Below are 21,619 nucleotides of genomic sequence, written 5' to 3'. Positions count from 1 at the left end.
CTACAGAGCCCCCTGTAGCCGCTTCCGCAGGCTGCGAACGGTCGCGAAGCGGCCGCCTTCAGCCACTACCCAAACCTGCGCAAGAACGCCACCTGCTGCCGATGCGCCGTTTCCTGCACCACCGGCGTCAATCGCACTTCGCCGCCCGGCAAGCACTGCGCCAGCCGCGCCAGGGATAACGGGGTCAAGGCCCCCAAGCGCGGATAGCCGCCAATGGTCTGCCGGTCGTTGAGCAGGACGATCGGCTGGCCGTCCGGCGGCACCTGGATCGCCCCCAGGGGAATGCCCTCGGAAATCATCGGCCGGCCCTGATACTGCAAGGTCGGCCCGAGCAAGCGCGCGCCCATGCGATCGGCGCGGCTGTCCAGGGTCCAGGTGCTATTGAAGGCATCGAACAGGCTCAGGCCGCTGAACTGGCCGATCTGCGCGCCGAGGATCACCTCCAGCGGTGCAGCGGATTGCCAATCCGGCAACTGCGCAGCCGTCAGGCTCTTGAGCGCCCCACCAGTGCCCGAATAGCTCAGTACCCCACCCTCGCTCAGCGCCCGGCCGTAACCGTCGAGCCCGCCAAGGGCCTCGCGCTGCACGCTGGCGCAACTGCCCAGGACCTTGGGCGCATCGAAACCACCCGGCGCCGCCAGGTAGGCCCGAGCGCCCAGGAAGGGTTGGGTAAAGCGCAGACGCTGGCCCTTTTGCAGGATGAAACTGCGCCCCGGGCTCAACGGTCGTTCATCGACATAAGCCCCAAGGTCGGCCCCGGCCAGGGCCAGCAGGCAATAGTCCTCGGCCAACAGGGTGAAGCCGCCCAGGGTGATTTCCACCACCGGCGCATCCAGGGCATTGCCCAGCAGCCAGTTGGCCCAGGACATCGACACCCAATCCAGCGCCCCGCCCTGGGTCACGCCCAAATGGCGCACGCCAAAACGCCCGGCATCCTGCAGCAGGCACAGCGGGGTGCTGGCCTCGATCATCAAGCGGCTCATGCCGACACCTCCAGTGGCGTGTCATCGCCCCCCAGGCGCAGGAACTCGCTTCGGTCCACCGCGGCAAAGCGCACCCGGTCCCCCGGCTGCATCAGGCTGTAGCCGTCGCGCTCGCGATCGAACAGGCGGCTCGGGGTACGGCCGATCAGGTTCCAGCCCCCCGGCGATACCACCGGGTAAGCGGCGGTCTGTCGCTCGGCAATCCCCACGCTGCCCGCCGCCACCCGCTTGCGCGGGGTGTTCAGCCGCGGCGTCGCCAGCGCTTCTTCCACCAGCCCCATGAAGGCGAATCCGGGCGCGAAGCCCAGGGCAAACACTTGATATTCACGCTGGCTGTGACGCTGGATCACCTCGGCCACCGACAGCCCGCTGCGGCGGGACAACAGCGCCAGCTCCGGCCCGACACTGGGGTCGTACCACACCGGCAGCACATGCTCGCGCCCGGCCCCGGTGGTGCCGGGCGCCAGATCGGTCAAGGCGACCTCGATCCGCTGCCGGGCCTCGGCTGGACTCAGGGCCAGCAGGTCGTAATGCACCATCAGCGTGGTATAGGACGGCACCAGATCGACCAGAGACTCGCCAAAGGCCCGCCGCAGCCCTTCGGCGGCGGCCAGCATCCAGGGCATGTTGTCCTCGGCGATCACCTCGAACAGGCGCACCATCAGGCAGTCGATGGCGACGACTTCAACCTGTGGCTTCATAGGCCGGACTGCTGGTTCAGGGCCTGGCGAATGCGCTGCACCGCGGCCACCGAACTGGCGTTGTCGCCGTGCACGCACAGGGTGTCGGCCTGCAGCAGCAAGGCGCTGCCGTCGCTGGCGGTCAAGGGCTCGCCCCGGGCAATGGTCAGGGCCTGCTCGATGATGGTGGCCGAGTCGTGGTGCACCGCCCCCGGCAGTTGCCGCGACACCAGGTGCCCGGCGTTGTCGTAGGCGCGATCGGCAAAGGCCTCAAACCACAGGGTCACACCGTATTCGTCGCCCAGGGCCCGGGCCGCGCTGTTGTCGCGGGTGGCCATGAGCATCAGCGGCAGCTGCGGATCATAGGCCGCCACCGCCTGGATCACCGCCCGCAACTGGGCTGGCTTGGCCATCATGTCGTTGTACATCGCGCCATGGGGTTTGACGTAGCTGACCCGTGCGCCCTGGGCCCGGCAGATGCCGTCCAGCGCGCCGATCTGGTAGTGCAGCAGATCCTGGATTTCCTCGGGCGAATAGCTCATGGAGCGGCGGCCGAAACCGGCCAGGTCCTGATAGGCCGGGTGCGCGCCGATGCGCACGCCATTGGCCAGGGCCAGGGCCACGGTCTTGCGCATGATGCCCGGGTCGCCGGCATGAAAGCCGCAGGCAATGTTGGCGCAGTCGATAAAGGGCATGACTTCGGCATCCAGGCCCAGGGTCCAGTTGCCAAAGCTCTCGCCGATGTCGCAATTCAATAACAGGCGGCTCATGGTCGGTGCTCCTGTGGTTCTTGTTGTGGGTCAGCTGCAGGGCTGTCGCGCAATGCCCGCGCAGATTATCAGTTAGTGCGCCTCAAGTTCCTTGCCGCGGGTTTCCGGCAGGCTCAGGGCCGCCAGCACCACCACGCCGTAGGACACCGCGGCGAACGTGCCGATGGCCACGCTCAGGGGCACGTGCTGGCTGAGCAGGCCGATCAGCAGCGGAAACAGCGCCGCCAGCGCCCGGCCGCTGTTGTAGCAGAAACCCTGGCCGGAACCGCGGATGCGGGTGGGGAACAGCTCGGTGAGAAAAGCCCCCATGCCGCTGAAGATCCCCGAAGCGAAGAAGCCCAGGGGAAAGCCCAGCCAGAGCATTACCGCGTTGCTCACCGGCATCTGCGTGTACAGCAGGACGATGGTGAAAGACCCCGCGGCGAACAGCACGAAGTTCTTCTTGCGCCCGAGAATGTCGGTCAGGTAGGCGCTGACCACGTAACCCACATAGGAGCCGGCGATCACCATGGCCAGGTAGCCGCCGGTGCTCAGCACGCTGAGGCCGCGCTCGGTCTTGAGAAAGGTCGGCAGCCAGAAGGTGATGGCGTAGTAGCCGCCCTGGGCGCCGGCTGCCAGCAACGACGCACGCAGGGTGGTGCTGAGGATCCCCGGGGCGAAGATCTCGTAGAACCGCGCCGGGTTGCTGGGTTTCTCACGGGCGCGGGTTTCCCGGTAGACCTCGGGATCCTTGACCAGGCGGCGGACGAAGATCACGAAGATCGCCGGCAGGATGCCCAGCAGAAACAGCCCGCGCCAGGCGTCTTCCGGCGGTAGCCAGGAGAACAGCAGCGCATAGAGGATCGCCGTCAGGCCCCAGCCCAGCGCCCAGCCGGACTGCACCATGCCCACCGCCTTGCCACGGTTCTTGGCGCGAATCACCTCGCCGATCAGCACCGCGCCGGCGGTCCATTCGCCACCGAAGCCGAAGCCCATCAGGGTCCGGGCGATCAGCAACTGCTGGTAGTTCTGGGCCAGGCCGCAGAGAAAGGTGAAAAACGCGAACCACAGCACCGTGAGTTGCAAGGTACGCACCCGACCGATGCGGTCGGAGAGAATCCCGGCGATCCAGCCTCCCAGGGCGGAGGCCAGCAAGGTGCTGGTATGGATCAGGCCAGCTTCGGCGGAGGTGATGCCCCACAGCGCGATCAGGGTCGGGATCACGAAGCTGAGCATCTGGGTGTCCATGCCATCCAGGCCATAACCGATCTTGCAGCTCCAGAAGGTGCGGCGTTCCTGCTGGTTTACATCCCGGTACCAGTCAAACGGACCGGGGCGGCGCGGGGCCTTGGCGGCCAGGGTTTCGGGCGCACTCATGGCGATCTCCAGGGTGATTTATTGGTGTTGTTCTGGGCCCAGACGACGCATATCTTGGGTTGGCGCATTCTTCGACTCGGACGCCCGACGCGTCCAACTAATAAAAACCGCCCCAAGGCATAAGAAAAGTTGATCCCATGAATCTCAAGTTTCTCGAAACCTTCGTCTGGGTGGCGCGGCTCAAGAGCTTCAGCCTCACCGCGGAAAAACTCTTCACCACCCAGGCAGCGATCTCCAGCCGCATCGCGGTGCTGGAAGGCGAACTGGGGGTCAAGCTGTTCCTGCGCGATTCCCGGGGCGTCAGCCTGACCCCGCAAGGGCTCAAGGTGCTGGAGCACGCCGAACAGATGCTCGACACCCTGCACCTGCTGAAACAGTCCATCGAGGCGCCGTCGAGCAAGGTCGGACGGATGCGCATCGGGGTCATGGACACGGTGATCCATACCTGGCTCAGCCCCCTGGTGACGGAACTGATGGACCACTACCCGCAAGTGGAAATCGAGCTGGTGGCCGACACTTCGCTGAATCTGTGCGACCAGTTGCAAAAAGGCTTCCTCGACCTGGTGCTGCAGACCGACCTGCTGCGCCAGGAAAGCATCCGCAGCCTGGAAGTGGCCAGCCACCCGGTGGGCTGGATCGCCGCCAGCAATTCGATCTACAACCGCGACTACGCCAGCCTGGCCGAACTGGCCCAGGAGCGGATCATCACCTACTCGAAGAACTCCCTGCCCCACCAGCAGGTGCTGAGCCTGATGCAGGCCAACGGGGTACTGGCGCCACGGCTCAATTGCGTGAACTCGGTATCGGCCATCACTCGCCTGCTGCGCGACGGCTTCGGCATTGGCGCCCTGCCGCCGGTGCTGGTGCGCGAAGAGCTGGCCCGCGGCGAACTGACCCTGCTGGCCATCGACCAGCGCCCGCCCAACCTGCAGGTGGTGGTGTCGTGGCGGGTCGGCGTGGAATTGGTGGAGGACATCGTGCAGCTGTGCCAGCGCGTGGTGCAGCGCTATGGGCAGCAGGTCGGCGAGGATTACCTGGTACTGATCGCCCCGCAGTAAACATCGCCCTCCCCCCCCCTCGCAGGAGCTGGCTTGCCAGCGAAAGCGATCTGCAGCCAGGCGCAGGACTTGCAGGCCCCTTCGCCGGCAAGCCGGCTCCTACAGAGATCAGAGGCCCTTGAGGTCGCGTTCCTCGATGGGACGGCTCTGGCGCAGGCGCCGGCCACCCAGGACCACCCAATCGATCAGGCGGTACAGGCACTCAAGGCCGAAGGACAGCAGCATGGCGCCGCTCATGCCCCAGATCATCGCTTCCGGGGTCAGCAGGATCTGGTAGCTGTAGCCGTCCCAGGTTTCCTTGCGGATATCCGGGTCGGGCGCCAGGGCCACTTGCAGCAGGCGGATGTACCAGGGGCCCTGCATGGCCTGGTATTGCTTGTCCAGGGCCAGCTGGCGATGCAGCAAGCCGCTCAGGCTCTCGGCATCGCTGCGAAACACCGGGTCTTCGCTGGCGCGGTAATGGGCCACCAGGGCATTCAGATCACCCTTGAAGAACTGCTGCGCGGTGCTCTGGAAGCCCCGCAGGCTGTTCTGCGACTCAATCAAGTGGGCTTCCACACGCTTGGCGTAATCGCTGATGAAACCCGGCACTTGCACACCGACCAACAGGCCGGCGGCGAACAACACCAGCCGCAGATAACTGAGCAACATAGAGATGTCCTTATTCGGTCTGGCCGTGGCTGACGCATTCACCGCGCCGCCACAGGCTCCATTGGCCCGGCTGATAGCGGGTCCAGGTTTCGTTTTCGGTCAAAGGTTCGGTGGCGATCACGGTCACTACGTCGTTGGGCGTGGTTTCCGCCTGGAAGTCGACGATCACATCGACATCCTTGAGCCGGGCCGGGCCGAACGGCGCGCGCCGGGTGATCTGCGCCAGCTTGGTGGAGCAGAAGCAGAACAGCCAGTCACCGTCACTGAGCAGCCCGTTGAACACGCCTTTGCTGCGGTATTCGCTGCAGGCCCGGATCAGGATCGGCAGCAGTTGCTCGACTTCCACCGGTTCGGGAAAGGCTTCGCGCACCCGGTTGAGCAAGTCGCAGAACGCCGCCTCGCTGTCGGTGTCCCCCACCGGGCGATAGAAGCTGGCCCGGGGCTGGAAGTCCGCCAGCTGGCCGTTATGGGCAAAGCACCAGTTGCGGCCCCAGAGCTCGCGGACAAAGGGATGGGTGTTGGCCAGGCAGACCTTGCCGACGTTGGCCTGGCGAATGTGGCCGATCACCACTTCGCTCTTGATCGGGTAGCGCTGCACCAGATTGGCCACTTCCGACTCGCAGCTGGCCGCCGGGTCCTGGAACAGACGCAGGCCACGGCCTTCGTAGAAGGCGATGCCCCAACCGTCGCGGTGGGGACCGGTACGGCCACCGCGCTGCATCAGCCCGGTAAAGCTGAAGACGATATCGGTCGGTACATTGGCGCTCATGCCCAATAACTCACACATGCTCGGACTCTCGCTTGAATGCCGGGGCCAGGTTACAGACGCGGCTCGACCCGCGTATTCAGGGGAGTGCCCGCGGCAGGCCGACCATAACGGTCGTTGCCGGCACCGCCAAAGGGCTGGTCATCCTCGACTTCGGCGGCCTTGGCCGCGGCTTTCGCCGCTTCATTACGCTCGCGGCGCTCCCTGGCGGCGCGCTCGATGGGCCAGCGGATCAGCACGAACAGCAGGTACACGCCGAAGGCGATCATGCCGTACATGAACAGGTCGGATACCGCGCGCCAGGCGTTGTTGCCCACCTTGAAGGCGATGTCCAGGGCCGTGATGGCGATGGCCGGGGCAAATTTATCCTTGACCGAGTCGATGATGGTGGGGCTGAACAGCAGCACCGCCATCAGCACACGCAGCGGCTCGCGCAGCCAGCGCCACATCCAGCGGGTCAGGCGCATCCACACCAGCAGGCAGCCCAAGGCGGCGAAGGCATAGAGCCCCCAGGCGATCAGATAGTCGTTCTCGGTCATGGTGTCCATGGCAAGGCAGGCAAAGAGGCGCTTATGATAACGACTTTTGCCGTGTCAGGCTGCAACGCCGTCTGCCCAGCCCTCATTTGTCATCGCCCGAGAGCCACCCATGCCCTTACCCGCCAACGACAGCAGTGCCCCGATTGCCCACAAGGCCGATGGCGCTGACCCGTATGCCTGGCTGCAGGAACGCGACACCGACGCGGTGCTCGATTACCTGAAGGCTGAAAACAGCTACCTCGACGCCCAGCTGGCGCACCAGGCGCCGCTGCGCGAGACGCTGTTCCAGGAGATCAAGGGCCGGATCCTCGAAACCGACCTGTCCCTGCCATCGCCCTGGGGCCCGTACCTGTACTACACCCGCACCACCGCCGGTGACGAATACGCTCGCCACTACCGCTGCCCGCGCCCGGCGGACGACAGCCTGACGGTCGACGAAAGCCGCGAGCAACTGCTGCTGGACCCCAACGCCCTGGCCAATGGCGGCTTTTTCTCCCTGGGCGCCTTCAGCATCAGCCCCGACCACCAGCGCCTGGCCTACAGCCTCGACACCACCGGCGAGGAAATCTACACCCTGTTCGTCAAGGAGCTGTCCACCGGCAAGGTCAGCGAACTGTCCTTCGACAACTGCGATGGCAGCATGACCTGGGCCAACGACAGCCTGACCCTGTTCTTTGGCGAGCTGGACGACACTCACCGCCCGCACAAACTGTTGCGCTACCGCCTGGACGGCACGGCCGCCGAAGAAGTGTTCCACGAGCCGGACGGGCGCTTCTTCCTGCACTGCTACCGCTCAAGCTCCGAGCGCCAGCTGCTGCTGTCCCTGGGCAGCAAGACCACCGGCGAGACCTGGGTCCTGGACGCCGCGCGGCCGGAGCAGCCCTTTACCTGCATGGCGCCTCGGGTCGAAGGCCATGAATACGATGTCGACCATGGCCAGCTCGACGGCCAGTGGACCTGGTTCATCCGCAGCAATCGCGAAGGCATCAACTTCGCCCTCTACCAGGCCGCGGACAACGGCGCGATCCCCGAGCAAGACCACTGGCAACTGCTGGTGCCGCACAACCCCGAGGTGATGCTCGATGGCGTGACCCTCAACGCCGGCGCCATGACCCTGAGCCTGCGCGAAGGCGGCCTGCCGATCATCGAAGTGCACCCACAAGGCCTGCCGGCGTATCGTGTGCAACTGCCGGATGCCGCCTACAGCCTGCATGTGCAGAACAGCCTGGAGTTTTACAGCTCGCGCATCCGCCTGCGCTACGAGGCGCTCAATCGCCCGGCCCAGGTGCGCCAGTTGCAACTGGCCGACGGCCAGCAGCAGGTGCTCAAGGAAACCCCGGTGCTGGGCCCCTTCGATGCCGACGCCTACGTCAGCCAGCGCCTCTGGGCCACCGCGGCCGACGGCACCCAGGTGCCCATCAGCCTGGTGGTCAAGCGCGAGTGCCTGGGCCGGCCGACGCCCCTGTACCTCTACGGCTACGGCGCCTATGGCGAGAGCCTCGACCCCTGGTTCTCCCACGCGCGCCTGAGCCTGCTCGATCGCGGTGTGGCCTTTGCCATCGCCCACGTGCGCGGCGGCGGCGAACTGGGCGAAGCCTGGTACCGCGCCGGCAAGCAGGAACACAAGCAGAACACCTTCAGCGACTTCATCGCCTGTGCCGAACACCTGATCACCCAGGGCCGAACCAGCGCCCAACAGCTGGCCATCAGCGGCGGCAGCGCCGGCGGCCTGCTGATCGGCGCGGTGCTCAACCAGCGCCCCGAGCTGTTCCGGGTGGCCATCGCCGAAGTGCCCTTCGTCGATGTGCTCAACACCATGCTCGATCCGGAGCTGCCGCTGACCGTCACCGAATACGACGAATGGGGCAACCCCGAGGAGCCGGAAGTCCATGAGCGGATCAAGGCCTATGCGCCCTACGAGAACGTCCGCGCCCAGGCCTATCCGGCCACCCTGGTGATCGCCGGCTACAACGACAGTCGCGTGCAGTACTGGGAAGCGGCGAAATGGGTGGCCCGGCTGCGGGCCACCAAGACCGACGACAACCCGCTGCTGCTCAAGACCGAACTGGGTGCCGGGCATGGCGGCATGAGCGGTCGTTACCAGGGATTACGTGACGTAGCCCTCGAATATGCCTTTGTCCTGAACATTCTGGGCCTGGGCTGAGGAACTCTCGGCGGCGCTTCTGTCTTAACCCAGGACCGCCGCCGGCAAATGCCCGACCGGGCTCGCGCCCGCGCAACAGACACAAGAAAAAGACCCTGATCCCATGTCCGAACCCACCTTACTGAACAACGAGATCCGCGACTGGCTGATGGACTGCGGCCTGTTCGATCAACTGCTGCCCGCCGACTTCAACGCGGCGGCCGGCTACTTCAGCATCAGCAGCATCGCCCAGGGCCAGGCGATTTTCCGCGAGGGCGATGCCGGCAGCTTCATGTGCATCATCCACAGCGGCCAGGTGTTCGTGCAAAAAAGCACCCTGGACGGCCAGCCCCTGACCATCGCCACTCTGCGCAGCGGCCGGGCCTTTGGCGAGATGGCGGTACTCGATGGCGAACGGCGCTCGGCCACTTGCGTGGCGGCCAGTGATTGCCAGTTGCTCAACCTGGGCAAGGACTCCCTGGAGAAGATGCTCAACGAAGCGCCGAAGATCGCCGCCAAGATCATCCGCGCCCTGGCCGTGTCGCTGTCCAAGCGTCTGCGCATGGCCGACGGACAATTGCTCGCGCAACAGATCTGAGCCACGGGATACCCAACCTGTGGCGAGGGAGCTTGCTCCCGCTGGGTGGCGTAGCCGCCCCAAAGGCCACCACCCGGTTTCAACCGTCACAACGCGGACTCAGCTAATGCGGCCGCTACGCAGCCGAGCGGGAGCAAGCTCCCTCGCCACATAGGCCGGTTCAGGCATTAACCCTGGACCTTGGCCTTGTTGTCGTTCTGCTCCAGCCCCGGCAGGGTCTGGTCCTTGGGTGGCTTGGGCATGTCGATCGGCGGCAGCAGGGGCGCGCTGCCACTGCTGCCGGCTTTGGGCGTGCTGGGCGGGGTCACTTGCGGATAAGGCGTGGGCGTTGCGGTGCCCGGGGTGCCGAGGTTGGGCGTCGGGGTCACCACCGGGGCGCTTTGCGGCTCGTCGGCCAGGGCCGGGCCGGCATTCAGCGCCAGGGCGGCGGTCAGGGCGAGCGCCGCTTGGGCAATCACCGTTAGAATAGTGCGCTTCATCAATGGCTCCATTGCTATTGTCTGGCGTCAGGCTACTCCCAACCGGGAGGTTTTGCCTTCCTCAATGAGATCCCCATGAAACGTTTCGTACTGCTGGACACTACTCCGATTCCTGAAAGCGGCGGTGCCTTGTGCCTGTTCGAATACGGTGAGGATTTCGTCATCAAGATCCAGGGCGGCGACGGCGGCCAGTTGATGAACACCCGCATGCACGGCTCCGAGGACGCCCTGGCACAGATCCCTTGCAGCAAGGTCGCCGGGCGCCCGAACTCGCGGGTGCTGATCGGCGGCCTGGGCATGGGCTTCACCCTGGCCGCAGCCCTCAAGCACCTGGGCCAGAACGCCGAGGTGGTGGTCGCCGAACTGGTGCCCGGGGTGGTGGAATGGAACCGCGGCCCGCTCGGGGAAAAGTCCGGCCGACCGCTGCTGGACCCGCGCACGGTGATCCGCCTGGAAGACGTGGCCAAGGTCCTGCAAGCCGAGCCCCAGGGTTTTGACGCAATCATGCTCGACGTCGACAACGGCCCCGAAGGCCTGACCCAGAAAGCCAACAGCTGGCTCTATTCCAGCACCGGCCTCGCCGCCTGCTCCCGGGCCCTGCGGCCCAAGGGCATCCTCGCGGTATGGTCCGCCAGCGCCGACCAGAAATTCTCCGAGCGCCTGCGCAAGGCCGGCTTCAAGGCCGAGCAAGTGCAGGTGTTCGCCCACGGCAATCGCGGCACCCGGCACACCATCTGGATTGCCGAGAAGCTCAAGGCCTGAGCTAAACTTCGTCCATTACCGTCATTAGTCCTTCTACAAAGGTGAACCCATGAGTTCGTCCACTCCCCCGTCCAACACCGCCAAGCTGGACCGTATCCTTGCCGACGCCCAGCGCGACCGGGAAATGGGCTACCGCGACAAGGCACTGAAGATGTACCCCCACGTCTGCGGCCGCTGCGCCCGGGAATTCTCCGGCAAGCGCCTGAGCGAGCTGACCGTGCACCACCGCGATCACAACCACGACAACAACCCCCAGGACGGCTCCAACTGGGAGCTGTTGTGCCTGTACTGCCACGACAACGAGCACTCGCGCTACACCGACCAGCAGTATTTCGGCGAAGGCTCGCTGAGCACGCCGAAAGTCGCCAAGGCGACCCACAACCCGTTCGCCGCCCTGGCCGGGTTGATGAAGAAAGACCCGGAGTGAGTGCCGGCAGCCGGGCCCTGCGCTAACGATCCCTGTATGGAAAACCCTGTGGCGAGGGAGCTTGCTCCCGCGGGGTCGCAAAGCGGCCCCAAAAACCGCCACCAGGGCTTTTCAGCCACTGCGCCAGTGCCGTCCAGGGGAGTGCCGCGCACTCCAGCGGGAGCAAGCGCCCTCGCCACAACAAGCCCCCGAGCGGTGGGCAATCTCCGTATAATCGCGCTCTTTTCCCCCAAGGCTTCCTGCTCGTGGCAAACAAAAGGTACAGCTGCATCGGTTTGTATAACCCCAAGTCGCCGGAGAACGTCGGTTCGGTGATGCGTGCCGCCGGCTGCTATGGCGTCGCCTCGGTGTTCTACACCGGCAAGCGCTATGAGCGTGCCCGCGACTTCGTCACCGACACCAAGAAGGTCCACCAGGACATTCCCCTGATCGGCATCGACGACCTGAAGAAAATCCTCCCCCTGGGCTGCATCCCGGTGGCCGTGGAACTGGTGGAAGGCGCCCGCCCGCTGCCGGAATACACCCACCCGGATCGCGCGCTGTACATCTTCGGCCCGGAAGACGGCTCCCTCGACAAGGAGATCCGCGACTGGTGCGAGGACGTGGTCTATATCCCCACCACCGGCTGCATGAACCTGGCCGCCACGGTCAACGTGGTGCTCTACGACCGCCTGGCCAAAGGCAACAACACCCGCTCCGGGCCCAAGTTCTGAAGGCACGCCGGACAATTGGCGGGAACCCCCGTGCCCCAGGTGCAGTCAGCTGCATACCCTTATGTCCTTTGGAGACAGATCATGAGCGAGCGCAAACAGCTGCAAACCATCGAGCCGGCCCCGTTGTCCAGTCAGCCGACGCAGAACGTCCAGGGTTGGGAACGCATCGGCTCCCTGGCGGGGGGTGTGGTGATGCTGGGCAAGGGCCTGCGCCGCGGCGGCCTGTTCGGCCTGATTCAGGTGGCCATTGGCGGCGTGGCCCTGGCCCGCGGGATCAGTGGCCACAGCTCGGCCAAGAGCCTGCTGGAAAAAGGCCGCCAGGACCTGCATCAGGTGCGGACCAAGATCGAGCGCGCCGGTGATGAACTGCGCAACCTGAAGGCCAATGCCGAGGCCGCCGGGCGCAATGCCAAGGCCGCCAGCAACGATGCCGTGAAAACGCCCAAGGCCTGAGCTTGCGCCGTCCGCTGCGGACACCCGGGACCGGCTCCCGGGTCCTGGCGGCTCTTCGGCTCAGTGCAGCAAGGGGCTGTCGAGCACCTTGGACGATTCCCCCAGCACGCTTTCGCTCAGCTTGATGAATTCGGCGGTGCTGACGCTCTGCAGGCGCATCGCCCCTTGCAGCACATCGTCCAGTGAGCGTTTGTTGCGGGTCTTGAGGCGGATTTCCCGGTCCAGTTCCTGCAACAGCAACACCGCCTTGGCCACCGTGGCGCTGTCCACCTGTTCGCCCCGCAGGCTGCTGACCTTGTGGCTGTCCTTGATCAGGTGCTGGTGCAGAACCTGATAACGCTCGTCACTGATGCCACCCGCGCGGCGCAGCAGTTCAATGGCGTAGTACTCGGCCAGGCCTTCGCTGATCCAGTCGCTGCGCTGGCTGTCGTTGATGCGCGCCAACGACTGCACCAGCTCGCGCAGCAAAGGACTGCTGCCGCTCTCGCTGACCAGCGGCAGGCGACTGTGGAGGAACAGCGAATCGCGCCCGGCCAGGCTGCCCCGCCACATCGGATCGGCGGCACCGACAATCAGCAGCTTGCCCGGCTGGCGGGGAAACACCGCCTGCACTTGCGGCCAGACAAAGGTCAGCAGCGTCAGCACATCCATGCGCCGCATGCCCTGGCCCAGGGGCGAGGCAACGCTGACCTCGGTGGCCCCCAGGCGCGTGCGGCGGCTGCCCAGGTTGCCGGCCAGCATCCAGCCGGTGGGGCGGTCGAACAGGCGCGAGGGGTTGTCGATGCGGAAGCGGTTCTTGCCGATGCGTGGCCAGGCGGTCTCGATGCTCTTCCAGCCGGCGGGCAAATCGAAGTCCAGACGCGACACCAGCTCGACCCCGTCCTGCTGGTCGATACGGGCCGGCGGCACCAGGGTTTCGCCGCGCAGCAGCGCCCAGTTGGCGCTGCTGCGGCTGTCGTAGCTGCCCTTCTTGATGCTGTGGCTCAGGCGCACCCGGTAGCTGAGGCTGGCGCTGCCACGGGCCGGACGCCAGATACCGCGCTGGCCCCCGCCATCGGCGGCGGCCGCCTGCCATTGACCGTCGGCCTTGAAGTCGCTGTAGTCGCCGTCCTGGCCCAGGTCGAAATCCAGGCTGCGCAGTGCCGAGCCCTCGGCCAGGGTCAGGCGCACTTCGGCCTGATCGCTCTGAGGCAGAAAACGCACGTGATAATTCAGATCGACCTTGTTCGCCGCCAAGGCCGATGCGCTCATCGCCAGCAGCGCCGCGACCAGCGCCAGCTTCGCCCCCACCCTCATACCCACTCCTTGCTTGGCAGGCTGCTGGCGCTCAAGCGAGCGTCGGCAGCATCCGAGGCCTGCGCAGCGAATCCTCAACCTGCGCGAAAAATCAGATGATCCTCCCAGTCCTCCTCCGCCACGCTGCCTTCGGCCAGCATGCGCCCGGACTGGGAAATACGTTCGTGGTGCACGGCATCGCGATCGCCACACACCAGGTGGTGCCAGAGCGGCAGGTCCTTGCCTTCGCTGACCAGGCGGTAGCCACAGGTGGGCGGCAGCCACTTGAACTCGTCGGCCTTGCCCGGCGTCAGCTGAATGCAGTCAGGCACCGATGCGCGACGGTTGGCGTAGTCGCTGCACTGGCAGGTTTTCAGGTCCAGCAGTTTGCAGGCGATGCGCGTGTAATAGACGCTGTTGTCGTCCTCGTCCTCAAGCTTTTGCAGGCAGCACAGGCCACAGCCATCGCACAACGACTCCCATTCGTCCTGGTCGAGTTGCTCGAGGGTTTTGCGTATCCAGAAAGGTTCGACTTTGGCGGCCATGGCTCAAGCATCAGTATCCGAGGGTGAAAAGGCCGCCAGTCTAGTGCCGAAGCCCCCGCCGGCCAAGCGCTAGCGACTGCCGGTAGCCCGAGACTTGTCAGCAGGCCATGGGCACAGTAGCTTTGCCCCCCGGACCGCCCCGCGTCCGTGTGCCATGAACGCTCGACCGCGTTGCACCGGGCCGACCGCACGGGGGTCAGGAATACCCCTTCGCTCAGCTGATTTGCGCTTGCCGGTTTATTCCACTCTTCTCACTTGCTGCCAGGAGTTTTTCCATGAGCGCCAATCCTCGCGTTGCCGATTACGCCATCCACCCGCAGTTCACCCAGCGCTGGTCACCACGGGCCTTCACCGGCGAAAGCATCCCGGAAGAAACCCTGCTGAGCTTCTTCGAGGCCGCGCGCTGGGCGCCTTCGGCCTACAACTCGCAGCCCTGGCGCTTTCTCTATGCCCGGCGCGACACGCCGAACTGGGAGCGCTTCCTCGGCCTGCTCAACGAATTCAATCGTGGCTGGGCGCAGCACGCCTCGGCCCTGGTGATCGTGATGTCCAAGACCACCTTCACCGCCCCGGGCGCCACGGAAGAGTCCCCGGCGCTGTGGCACACCTTCGACACCGGCTCGGCCTGGGGGCACCTGGCGCTGCAGGCGAGCCTGAGTGGCTGGCACACCCACGGCATGGCCGGCTTCGACCAGGAACTGACTCGCAAGGAGCTGAAGATTCCCGAAGGCTATGCCCTGCATGCCGCCGTGGCGGTGGGCAAGCTGGGAGACAAGTCGACCCTGGCCGAATACCTGCAGGCCCGGGAAGAGCCAAGCCCGCGTCGCCCCCTGAGCGAAACCGTGGCCGAAGGCGACTTCAGCCTTTAAAGCGGCCCCAAGTCGGTAGCGTCAAGCTTGAAGCTACCGGCTTGAAGCTTGGCGCTGGGTTCTAGTAGCCGCGAGCGAAATCCACTTCGCCGCGCAAGGCCTGCCTGGCCTCGTAGGCCCGCAGGTTGTCGACAAACAGCTGCACCATCAATTCCGGCGAAGTCGGCGCCGAACTGTGGCCGGTCAGCAGCAAGCCCCAGGCGGTCCAGAACGGGTGCCGTTGCGGCAGCGGTTCCTGGCGGCAGACATCGATCACCGCCCCGGCCAGATGGCCATCCTTGAGGGCCTGCACCAGGTCCGCATCGACTACGGAAACGCCGCGCCCGACATTGATGAACAGCCCGGTGGGCTTGAACTGCCTGAACAGCGCGGCGTCATACAGGTCGTGGGTGCTGGGGGTGTTGGGCAACAGGTTGACCACGTAATCCACTTCCCCCACCAACCGTCCCAGGTCTTGCAGGCCGGCCACTTCGATAAAGGGCGCCTGCTCCCGGGCCTGGCTGGCGATGCCGTACAGCTTGACCCCGAACGGCACCAGGAACTGCGCCACGCTCTGGCCGATGTCGCCGGTGCCGACGATCAGCACCTTGCGTCCCACCAGGCTCTGGCCCAGGCGGTTGTCCCACTTGCGCTCCACCTGGCTGACCAGTCGCGCCAGCACTTCACGCTCATGGCCGAGGATGTAGGTCAGCACGTACTCGGCCATCACCTGACCAAAGATCCCCACCGCCCGAGTCAGGCGGTAATGCCGGGGCAAACCATCGGCCAGCAGCGGAGTGATGCCGGCCCAGGTGGATTGCAACCACTGGGGCTGGTGCCCCTGGCGCAACAGGGTTGCCAGCAGGTCCGGCTGTCCCAGCCAGACCGGGCAATCGGCCGCCAGCCGCGACAGTTCGGCGGAGTCGCCGCTGGTCAGCACTTCCAGCTCCGGGGCCGCCTGACGCAACAGGCGGGCATAAACAGCGTGATCGTGTTCGGCAATCAGAACGCGCATGGCTCAAACCTTAAAAAACGGTGCAGGTCGCCGCCGACGGAGTTTCGCTCCATCGATCAAGGCGGCGGCCAGGTCAGTCAGTTTGCATCTAACAGCGGCTCGGGACCGAGCCGCTACGGGTCAGACCGGATCATTGCGACGCAGCAGCTCTTCGGGCAAATGCTCGATGTACTCGTCTTCGGCCGGCGGCATCTGCAGGTGATAACCCTGCTTCTCGAGGTTCTCCAGCACCTGGTGGATATCTTCCCGGGACAGCTTGCGCTCCGGGGTCAGGACCAGGTCGAAGGCATGTTGCGGCTTGCCGAAAGCCAGCAGCAGGTTTTCCGGCACGCGTTCCAGGGCCTCGCTCTTGAGGACGTAGAGGTACATCTCGTTCTTGCGCGGGCTTTTATAGATGGAGCAGATACGTTTCAAGGCTGTTCTCCGGCGGTGGCCAGGCTGTCCAGCAGCGCCTGGCCCATCAATTCGCGACGCCAGCCACGCAGCGAATCAGGCAATTGGTAAGGCCCGTTGGGGAAACCGCTCTTGAGCAGGCTTTCCAGGGTTTTCTTGCGCAGCATGACTTCCGGGGCGATGCCCAGGCGCTCGGCCTCGACCTGGCCCACGGCCTTGAGGCGCTTGAGCAGGGCCGCGGCTTCGATCGGCAACGGCTCGGGGACGGCCGGCGGCCACTGATCCGGGCCCAGGGCGGCGGTGCGCTTGATCAGGTCGAGGAGAAACTCGCCGTCCTGGCGCACGGTACGCGGGTGCATGTCTTCGATCTTGGCCAGCGCCGACAGGGTGTCGGGCTGGGTCTTGGCCAGGGGCCAGAGGGCGTGTTCACGCACGATACGGTTGCGCGGCAAGTCCCGGGCACGGGCTTCACGCTCGCGCCAGGCACAGAGTTCGCGCAGCACCGCCAACTGGGCGCGGGACAGTTTCCAGGCCAGCTTGGCCTCGCGATAGACCTCGTAGGGGTCCACTTCACGGCGCAGGTTGGCCACCAGCTCGGCACCGTCTTCCAGCACCCAGCGGTACTTGTCAGCCGACAGTTTGGGGCGCAGCTCGGTGAACACCTGAGCCAGGTGCACCGCGTCTTCGGCGGCGTAGCTGACCTGAGTCTGCGACAGCGGGCGCTGCAGCCAGTCGGACCGGGTTTCGCCCTTGGGCAACTCGATGCCCAGGACTTCCTGCACCAGGCGCGAATAGCCCATGGAGAAACCCAGGTTCAGGTAGGCGGCCGCCAGTTGGGTGTCGAACAATGGCGCCGGCAGGCTGCCGGTCAGACGCAACAGGACTTCGAGGTCCTCGCTGCAGGCGTGCACCACCTTGACCACGGCCGGGTTCTCCAGCAGGGCCGCCAGGGGCTGCCAGTTGTCGATGGTCAAAGGATCAATCAGGTAGGCGCGCTGTCCATCGCCGATCTGCAACAGGGCGGCGATGGGGTAAAAAGTGTCGACCCGCATGAATTCGGTGTCGAGGGCGACGAAGGGCAATTGCTGCCACTGGGCACAAAGCTGACCGAGGCTATCGTTGTCGCGAATCCAATGTATATCGATGGCCACACGGCTCTCCCTTGAAGAATGGCGCGCAGTATATATCGCCGCCGGAGATTTCTGAGCATTCGCCCGACAAGAGCAAGTGCGAAACCTTCTACCGGAGGGCAAGAATAGTCCGAGAGTTGCAACTAACTGTGTTTTCTGAGGACGTAGACCCGCAAGGCTCCAAAGCCGGGCAGCAGATCCTGATGGCCCAGGACCTCAAAATCGGCCTGCTTGAACTCGCCTTCCAGCAGCCCCTTGCTCACCGGGCGCAAGGCCGCAGGCCCGGCCGACGCGGCCCCGCGCACGTTCACCAGCGGCTCGACCCGGGTGGCGATGATCACCGAGTCACGGCTGACCCGATGGAACTCCTGCAGCAGGGCCAGGCGGTCCTCGCTGTGACTCACATGGGCGAAGAGCTGCATGCAGATGATGCTGTCCACCGCATTGGCCGGCAGGCCGATGTCGAACGCCGAACTGTGGAAGGTCTTGACCCGTCGCATCAGGCTGGCCGGATGGTGGGTCTGGGCATGATTGAGCATGTCCTGGGAAGGGTCCGCCGCCAGGATCACCCGATTGCCATGCTCGGCCAGCACCGGCCAGTAACGCCCGGCGCCGCAGGCCACGTCCAGAATCAGCCCCGGTTCCCCGGCCAGGTTCAGCGCATGACGGACCAGGCACGCCATACGCCAGTGCGCCAGACGTGCGCCGAGCCCGGCAGGCCGAGGCTCGCCGCAAACGCGCGCATGCTCCTGGTCGTAACGCCGAGCGAACTCCAGTTCGATGGACGGTGGGGGGTGGGACGACATGACTGGCGAGCTCTTGTGGGTATCCAGAGGTCACAGATTAACCAGTCGTTCGTGAAAAAAAGGTCGAAAGCCCGCAGACCTTTCTGTCCTGGTGCTGAACAACACCCTGCTTGCCCGCCCTCGGCCGGGCACCAATAATGCCCCGGCACCCTGCCCCGCCCGCCACTCAAGGATCGACCCCATGCTCCGCCGCTTCCTGCTCTGCACCCTGTTGGGCCTCAGTGCCCCCGCCCTCAGCTTCGCCCAGGACGCCAGCTCGCGCCTGGACCAGGTGCTCGAGCGCGGCCAGTTGAAGGTCTGCACCACCGGCGACTACAAGCCCTACAGCTACCTGCGCGACGATGGCCAGTACGAAGGCATCGACATTGACATGGCCCAATCCCTGGCCAAGAGCCTGGGGGTCCGGGTGAAGTGGATCAGCACCACCTGGAAGAGCCTGATGGCCGACTTCCACAGCCAGCAGTGCGACATCGCCGTGGGCGGTATTTCGGTGTCCCTGGAGCGGCAGAAAACGGCCTTCTTCAGTCAGCCCCTGGGCATCGACGGCAAGATTCCCCTGGTGCGCTGCCAGGACCTCAAGCGCTATGAAACCCTGGAGCAGATCAACCAGCCCTCGGTGCGCCTGATCGAACCGCCGGGCGGCACCAACGAAATCTTCGCCCGGGCGCACGCACCCAAGGCCAACCTGATCCTGTTCGCCGACAACGTGAAGATCTTCGATCAATTGCTGAGCCGGCAGGCCGACGTGATGATCACCGACGCCTCGGAGGCGCGCTTCCAGCAGAAACACAAGCCGGGGCTGTGCGCGGTCCATCCCGAGCGCTACCTGCAATACAGCGAGAAGGCCTTCCTCCTGCCCCGGGACGACATGGCCTGGAAAAGCTATGTCGACCAGTGGCTGCACCTGAGCAAGGCCACCGGCGCCTATGACCAGGTGGTGAATCAGTGGCTGGCGGCGCCTGCGCCCTGATCCAGCAGCATCTGCCGGAAGGCCTGGCTGGCGGCGCTGCGGTAGGCGCCACGGCGTCCCAGCAGCACCACGCGGCGCGGCGCCAGCGCTGACTGCAGCGCCAGGGTGCGCAGCCCCGGCTGCTCCCGGGCAATCGAGCTGGGCAGGATGGTCGCCAACTGCCCGTGCCGGACCATCTCGACAATCGCGCTGACCGAATTGGCTTCGGCGGCAATCCGCGGTGCAATGCCCTGCTGCCGGCAATACAGGTCGATATGCTGGCGGGTGGCGAAATCGCCACTGAGCAGCACCAGGGACTGACGGCCCAGGGCCTCGGCCGTCAGGGGCAGGTGGTCCGGCTGCGGGTACTGCGGGCCGACCATCAGGCTCAGGGTCTCGGTGAACAGCGCCTGGCTGTCGATCTCCGCCAGGTGCTCGCCGGCAAAGGCGATCGCCAGGTCCAGGCGGTCCTCGGCCAGGGCCGCTTCCAGGCGGTCCTGAGGCATTTCCTCGATGCTCAGGTCGATGCCCGGGTAGCGCTGCTGAAAGCGGCTGAGCAAGGGCCCGGCCAGGTAGGCGGTGAACGTCGGGGTCAGCGCCAGGCGCAACGAGCCGCGGCTCAGGTCCTGCACATCGTGGATCGCCCGCTTGGCCGCTTGCAGGTCCTGCAGTGCGCGCCGGGCATAGGCGACATAGGCCTGGCCCGCGTCGGTGAGGCGCACGCTGCGCCCGGAGCGATCGAACAGCGCCGCGCCCAGCGCTTCCTCCAATTGCTTGATCTGCTGCGACAGGGTCGGCTGCGACACATGCAGCGCCTCGGCGGCGCGGGTGAAGTTGCAGTGCTCGGCCACGGCCAGCAGGTAACGGATATGACGCAGCAGCATGCAGGCTCCAACTATAGGCTGTACTTATGGCGGGTATAATAAGCCGGTCTTGGACGCTATAGCTGAAAACTTCCATCCTTGCCCCATCAGCGACGCAAGGAGAACCCCATGCAGACCATCATCGACGGCTTCCTCAAGTTCCAGCGCGAGGCCTTTCCACAACGCAGTGCCCTGTTCAAGCAACTGGCCAGCACCCAGAGCCCCAGCACCCTGTTCATCACCTGTTCCGACAGCCGGGTAGTGCCCGAGCTGCTGACCCAGCAGGAGCCCGGCGACCTGTTCGTGATCCGCAACGCCGGCAACATCGTGCCCAGCTACGGCCCCGAGCCGGGCGGCGTGTCGGCTACCGTGGAATATGCCGTCGCGGTGCTGGGGGTCAGCGACATCGTCATCTGCGGCCACTCCGACTGCGGCGCGATGACCGCCATCGCCAACTGCACATGCCTCGACCACCTGCCTGCCGTCGCCAACTGGCTGCGCCACGCCGAGTCGGCCAAGGTGATCAACGCCGCCCGCCAGCACGCCTCGCCGGCCGCCCACCTGGACGCCCTGGTGCGCGACAACGTGATTGCCCAGTTGGCCAACCTCAAGACCCACCCCGCGGTGGCCCTGGCCCTGGAACAGGGGCGGCTGAACCTGCATGGCTGGGTCTATGACATCGAAAGCGGCGCCATCGCCGCCCTCGACGGCAACCACCGACGCTTCGTGTCCCTGGCCGAGCATCCGCACACCTGTGCCCTGGCCAGCCAACCTTCCAGCGCTGCCTGAGCCGCTGCCCTTTCGTCACCCAAGAGGAATCACCCCATGCTGCAATCGCAATTTGCCCAAGCCCCACGCCTGGCCCTGGCCGACACCATCATCGACGCCAAGGCGCGCAAGAACCTGTCGTGGCAGGACCTCACCGACGGCACCGGGCTGAGCCTGGCCTTCGTCACCGCCGCCCTGCTGGGCCAGCATGCCCTGCCGGCCGCAGCCGCCGACCTGGTGTGCGACAAGCTCGGCCTGGACCAGGACGCCAGCCGCCTGCTGCAAAGCATCCCCCTGCGCGGCAGCATCGCCGGTGGCATCCCCACCGACCCGACCCTGTACCGCTTCTATGAAATGCTCCAGGTCTACGGTTCGACCCTCAAGGCCCTGGTCCACGAACAATTCGGCGACGGCATCATCAGCGCCATCAACTTCAAGCTGGACATCAAGAAGGTCGAGGACCCCGAAGGCGGCTCCCGGGCCGTGATCACCCTGGACGGCAAGTACCTGCCGACCAAGCCGTTCTAAAGGCAGCGGCAAGCGTCAAGCGTCAAGCTGCAAGTTCAAGCACCCCGCTTGCGGCTTGCGGCTTGCAGCTTATTTAATTTTTAAATAACACCGCAGACTTTCTGATTTGCGCCGTTTCTGA

General features: G+C 65.4%; 26 protein-coding genes. 11 read left to right on the top strand and 15 right to left on the bottom strand.

Annotated features, from left to right (window positions below; translation table 11 throughout):
* Positions 1–65: 65 nt before the first annotated feature.
* The 4 genes from POS17_RS07620 to POS17_RS07605 all read right to left on the bottom strand — a co-directional run bounded on the left by POS17_RS07620 (position 66) and on the right by POS17_RS07605 (position 3,789).
* Complete coding sequence (locus tag POS17_RS07620; RefSeq protein ID WP_060838040.1) at positions 66–983, bottom strand: biotin-dependent carboxyltransferase family protein; 918 nt, start codon at positions 981–983, stop codon at positions 66–68.
* A complete protein-coding gene (gene pxpB / locus POS17_RS07615) occupies positions 980–1,684 on the bottom strand; it encodes a 5-oxoprolinase subunit PxpB (RefSeq protein ID WP_060838039.1) in 705 nt (234 codons plus the stop codon). The genes POS17_RS07620 and pxpB overlap by 4 nt, the downstream gene beginning before the upstream one ends.
* On the bottom strand, positions 1,681–2,433 hold the full coding sequence (locus POS17_RS07610) for a 5-oxoprolinase subunit PxpA (RefSeq protein ID WP_060838038.1): 753 nt from the start codon (positions 2,431–2,433) through the stop codon (positions 1,681–1,683). The genes pxpB and POS17_RS07610 overlap by 4 nt, the downstream gene beginning before the upstream one ends.
* Before the next feature lie 72 nt (positions 2,434–2,505).
* A complete protein-coding gene (locus POS17_RS07605) occupies positions 2,506–3,789 on the bottom strand; it encodes an MFS transporter (protein WP_060838037.1) in 1,284 nt (427 codons plus the stop codon).
* Positions 3,790–3,926: 137 nt separating this feature from the next.
* Here POS17_RS07605 and POS17_RS07600 point away from each other — a divergent pair, with 137 nt between their 5' ends.
* Positions 3,927–4,847, top strand: a complete 921-nt coding sequence (locus POS17_RS07600) for a LysR family transcriptional regulator (protein ID WP_060838036.1) — start codon at positions 3,927–3,929, stop codon at positions 4,845–4,847.
* 108 nt (positions 4,848–4,955) lie between these two features.
* Here POS17_RS07600 and POS17_RS07595 read toward each other — a convergent pair whose 3' ends face one another.
* The 3 genes from POS17_RS07595 to POS17_RS07585 are packed head-to-tail and all read right to left on the bottom strand — an operon-like array spanning position 4,956 to position 6,812.
* Positions 4,956–5,498 (bottom strand): DUF2937 family protein, encoded by a 543-nt coding sequence (locus POS17_RS07595; protein ID WP_060838035.1) that lies wholly within the window; start codon positions 5,496–5,498, stop codon positions 4,956–4,958.
* Positions 5,499–5,508: 10 nt separating this feature from the next.
* Entirely contained in the window at positions 5,509–6,285 is a 777-nt protein-coding gene (locus POS17_RS07590; protein ID WP_060838034.1) for a class II glutamine amidotransferase, read from the bottom strand.
* A gap of 32 nt (positions 6,286–6,317) precedes the next feature.
* The gene (locus POS17_RS07585) at positions 6,318–6,812 is read right to left on the bottom strand and encodes a hypothetical protein (protein ID WP_060838033.1); all 495 of its coding nucleotides are present in this window, start codon (positions 6,810–6,812) and stop codon (positions 6,318–6,320) included.
* Between the two features lie 100 nt (positions 6,813–6,912).
* On the opposite strand from POS17_RS07585, the gene POS17_RS07580 reads away from it, so the two are divergent.
* Entirely contained in the window at positions 6,913–8,967 is a 2,055-nt protein-coding gene (locus tag POS17_RS07580) for a S9 family peptidase (RefSeq protein ID WP_060838032.1), read from the top strand.
* A gap of 103 nt (positions 8,968–9,070) precedes the next feature.
* Complete coding sequence (locus POS17_RS07575; protein WP_060838031.1) at positions 9,071–9,544, top strand: cyclic nucleotide-binding domain-containing protein; 474 nt, start codon at positions 9,071–9,073, stop codon at positions 9,542–9,544.
* Positions 9,545–9,711: 167 nt separating this feature from the next.
* On the opposite strand, the gene POS17_RS07570 is transcribed toward POS17_RS07575, so the two are convergent.
* Positions 9,712–10,023 (bottom strand): hypothetical protein, encoded by a 312-nt coding sequence (locus POS17_RS07570; protein WP_060838030.1) that lies wholly within the window; start codon positions 10,021–10,023, stop codon positions 9,712–9,714.
* Between the two features lie 75 nt (positions 10,024–10,098).
* Here POS17_RS07570 and POS17_RS07565 point away from each other — a divergent pair, with 75 nt between their 5' ends.
* The 4 genes from POS17_RS07565 (at position 10,099) to POS17_RS07550 (ending at position 12,378) form a co-directional block, all read left to right on the top strand.
* Complete coding sequence (locus POS17_RS07565; RefSeq protein ID WP_060838029.1) at positions 10,099–10,785, top strand: spermidine synthase; 687 nt, start codon at positions 10,099–10,101, stop codon at positions 10,783–10,785.
* A gap of 49 nt (positions 10,786–10,834) precedes the next feature.
* Positions 10,835–11,212 carry a YajD family HNH nuclease gene (locus POS17_RS07560; RefSeq protein ID WP_011059841.1) on the top strand — a complete coding sequence of 126 codons (378 nt, stop codon included), beginning with the start codon at positions 10,835–10,837 and terminating at the stop codon, positions 11,210–11,212.
* Positions 11,213–11,457: 245 nt separating this feature from the next.
* Positions 11,458–11,925 carry an RNA methyltransferase gene (locus tag POS17_RS07555; RefSeq protein WP_011059840.1) on the top strand — a complete coding sequence of 156 codons (468 nt, stop codon included), beginning with the start codon at positions 11,458–11,460 and terminating at the stop codon, positions 11,923–11,925.
* 81 nt (positions 11,926–12,006) lie between these two features.
* Positions 12,007–12,378 carry a YgaP family membrane protein gene (locus POS17_RS07550; protein WP_060838028.1) on the top strand — a complete coding sequence of 124 codons (372 nt, stop codon included), beginning with the start codon at positions 12,007–12,009 and terminating at the stop codon, positions 12,376–12,378.
* 60 nt (positions 12,379–12,438) lie between these two features.
* On the opposite strand, the gene POS17_RS07545 is transcribed toward POS17_RS07550, so the two are convergent.
* Entirely contained in the window at positions 12,439–13,674 is a 1,236-nt protein-coding gene (locus POS17_RS07545) for a hypothetical protein (RefSeq protein ID WP_060838027.1), read from the bottom strand.
* 74 nt (positions 13,675–13,748) lie between these two features.
* On the bottom strand, positions 13,749–14,198 hold the full coding sequence (locus POS17_RS07540; protein ID WP_016964444.1) for a YcgN family cysteine cluster protein: 450 nt from the start codon (positions 14,196–14,198) through the stop codon (positions 13,749–13,751).
* A 275-nt stretch (positions 14,199–14,473) separates the two neighbouring features.
* Here POS17_RS07540 and POS17_RS07535 point away from each other — a divergent pair, with 275 nt between their 5' ends.
* On the top strand, positions 14,474–15,067 hold the full coding sequence (locus tag POS17_RS07535) for a nitroreductase family protein (RefSeq protein WP_060838026.1): 594 nt from the start codon (positions 14,474–14,476) through the stop codon (positions 15,065–15,067).
* A gap of 61 nt (positions 15,068–15,128) precedes the next feature.
* Here the strand turns inward: POS17_RS07535 and POS17_RS07530 are convergent, their stop codons facing one another.
* From POS17_RS07530 to POS17_RS07515, 4 genes are all read right to left on the bottom strand, one after another.
* Positions 15,129–16,061: a D-2-hydroxyacid dehydrogenase gene (locus tag POS17_RS07530; protein ID WP_060838025.1), complete on the bottom strand. Its 933-nt coding sequence runs from the start codon at positions 16,059–16,061 to the stop codon at positions 15,129–15,131.
* Positions 16,062–16,181: 120 nt separating this feature from the next.
* Positions 16,182–16,475 (bottom strand): YcgL domain-containing protein, encoded by a 294-nt coding sequence (locus POS17_RS07525; protein ID WP_016964446.1) that lies wholly within the window; start codon positions 16,473–16,475, stop codon positions 16,182–16,184.
* Complete coding sequence (rnd, locus tag POS17_RS07520; protein WP_060838024.1) at positions 16,472–17,605, bottom strand: ribonuclease D; 1,134 nt, start codon at positions 17,603–17,605, stop codon at positions 16,472–16,474. Before rnd ends, POS17_RS07525 begins: the two co-directional genes overlap by 4 nt.
* 122 nt (positions 17,606–17,727) lie before the next feature.
* Entirely contained in the window at positions 17,728–18,390 is a 663-nt protein-coding gene (locus tag POS17_RS07515; RefSeq protein WP_060838023.1) for a class I SAM-dependent methyltransferase, read from the bottom strand.
* A 181-nt stretch (positions 18,391–18,571) separates the two neighbouring features.
* Here POS17_RS07515 and POS17_RS07510 point away from each other — a divergent pair, with 181 nt between their 5' ends.
* A complete protein-coding gene (locus POS17_RS07510; RefSeq protein WP_060838022.1) occupies positions 18,572–19,360 on the top strand; it encodes a transporter substrate-binding domain-containing protein in 789 nt (262 codons plus the stop codon).
* Here POS17_RS07510 and cynR read toward each other — a convergent pair.
* Positions 19,333–20,223, bottom strand: coding sequence for a transcriptional regulator CynR (gene cynR / locus POS17_RS07505; RefSeq protein WP_060838021.1), 891 nt, complete (start codon positions 20,221–20,223; stop codon positions 19,333–19,335). The two genes, POS17_RS07510 and cynR, sit on opposite strands and share 28 nt — an antisense overlap.
* Before the next feature lie 108 nt (positions 20,224–20,331).
* Here cynR and POS17_RS07500 point away from each other — a divergent pair, with 108 nt between their 5' ends.
* Together POS17_RS07500 and cynS are read left to right on the top strand one after the other, a co-directional pair.
* Positions 20,332–20,991, top strand: a complete 660-nt coding sequence (locus tag POS17_RS07500) for a carbonic anhydrase (protein WP_060838020.1) — start codon at positions 20,332–20,334, stop codon at positions 20,989–20,991.
* 36 nt (positions 20,992–21,027) lie between these two features.
* Positions 21,028–21,498, top strand: coding sequence for a cyanase (cynS, locus tag POS17_RS07495; RefSeq protein ID WP_060838019.1), 471 nt, complete (start codon positions 21,028–21,030; stop codon positions 21,496–21,498).
* Positions 21,499–21,619 lie beyond the last annotated feature (121 nt).

The sequence above is a fragment of the Pseudomonas sp. Os17 genome (assembly GCF_001547895.1).
GTDB lineage: Bacteria > Pseudomonadota > Gammaproteobacteria > Pseudomonadales > Pseudomonadaceae > Aquipseudomonas.
Note: the sequence above shows the minus strand (reverse complement) of the source record. Positions and strands in the feature narration are given on the sequence as shown.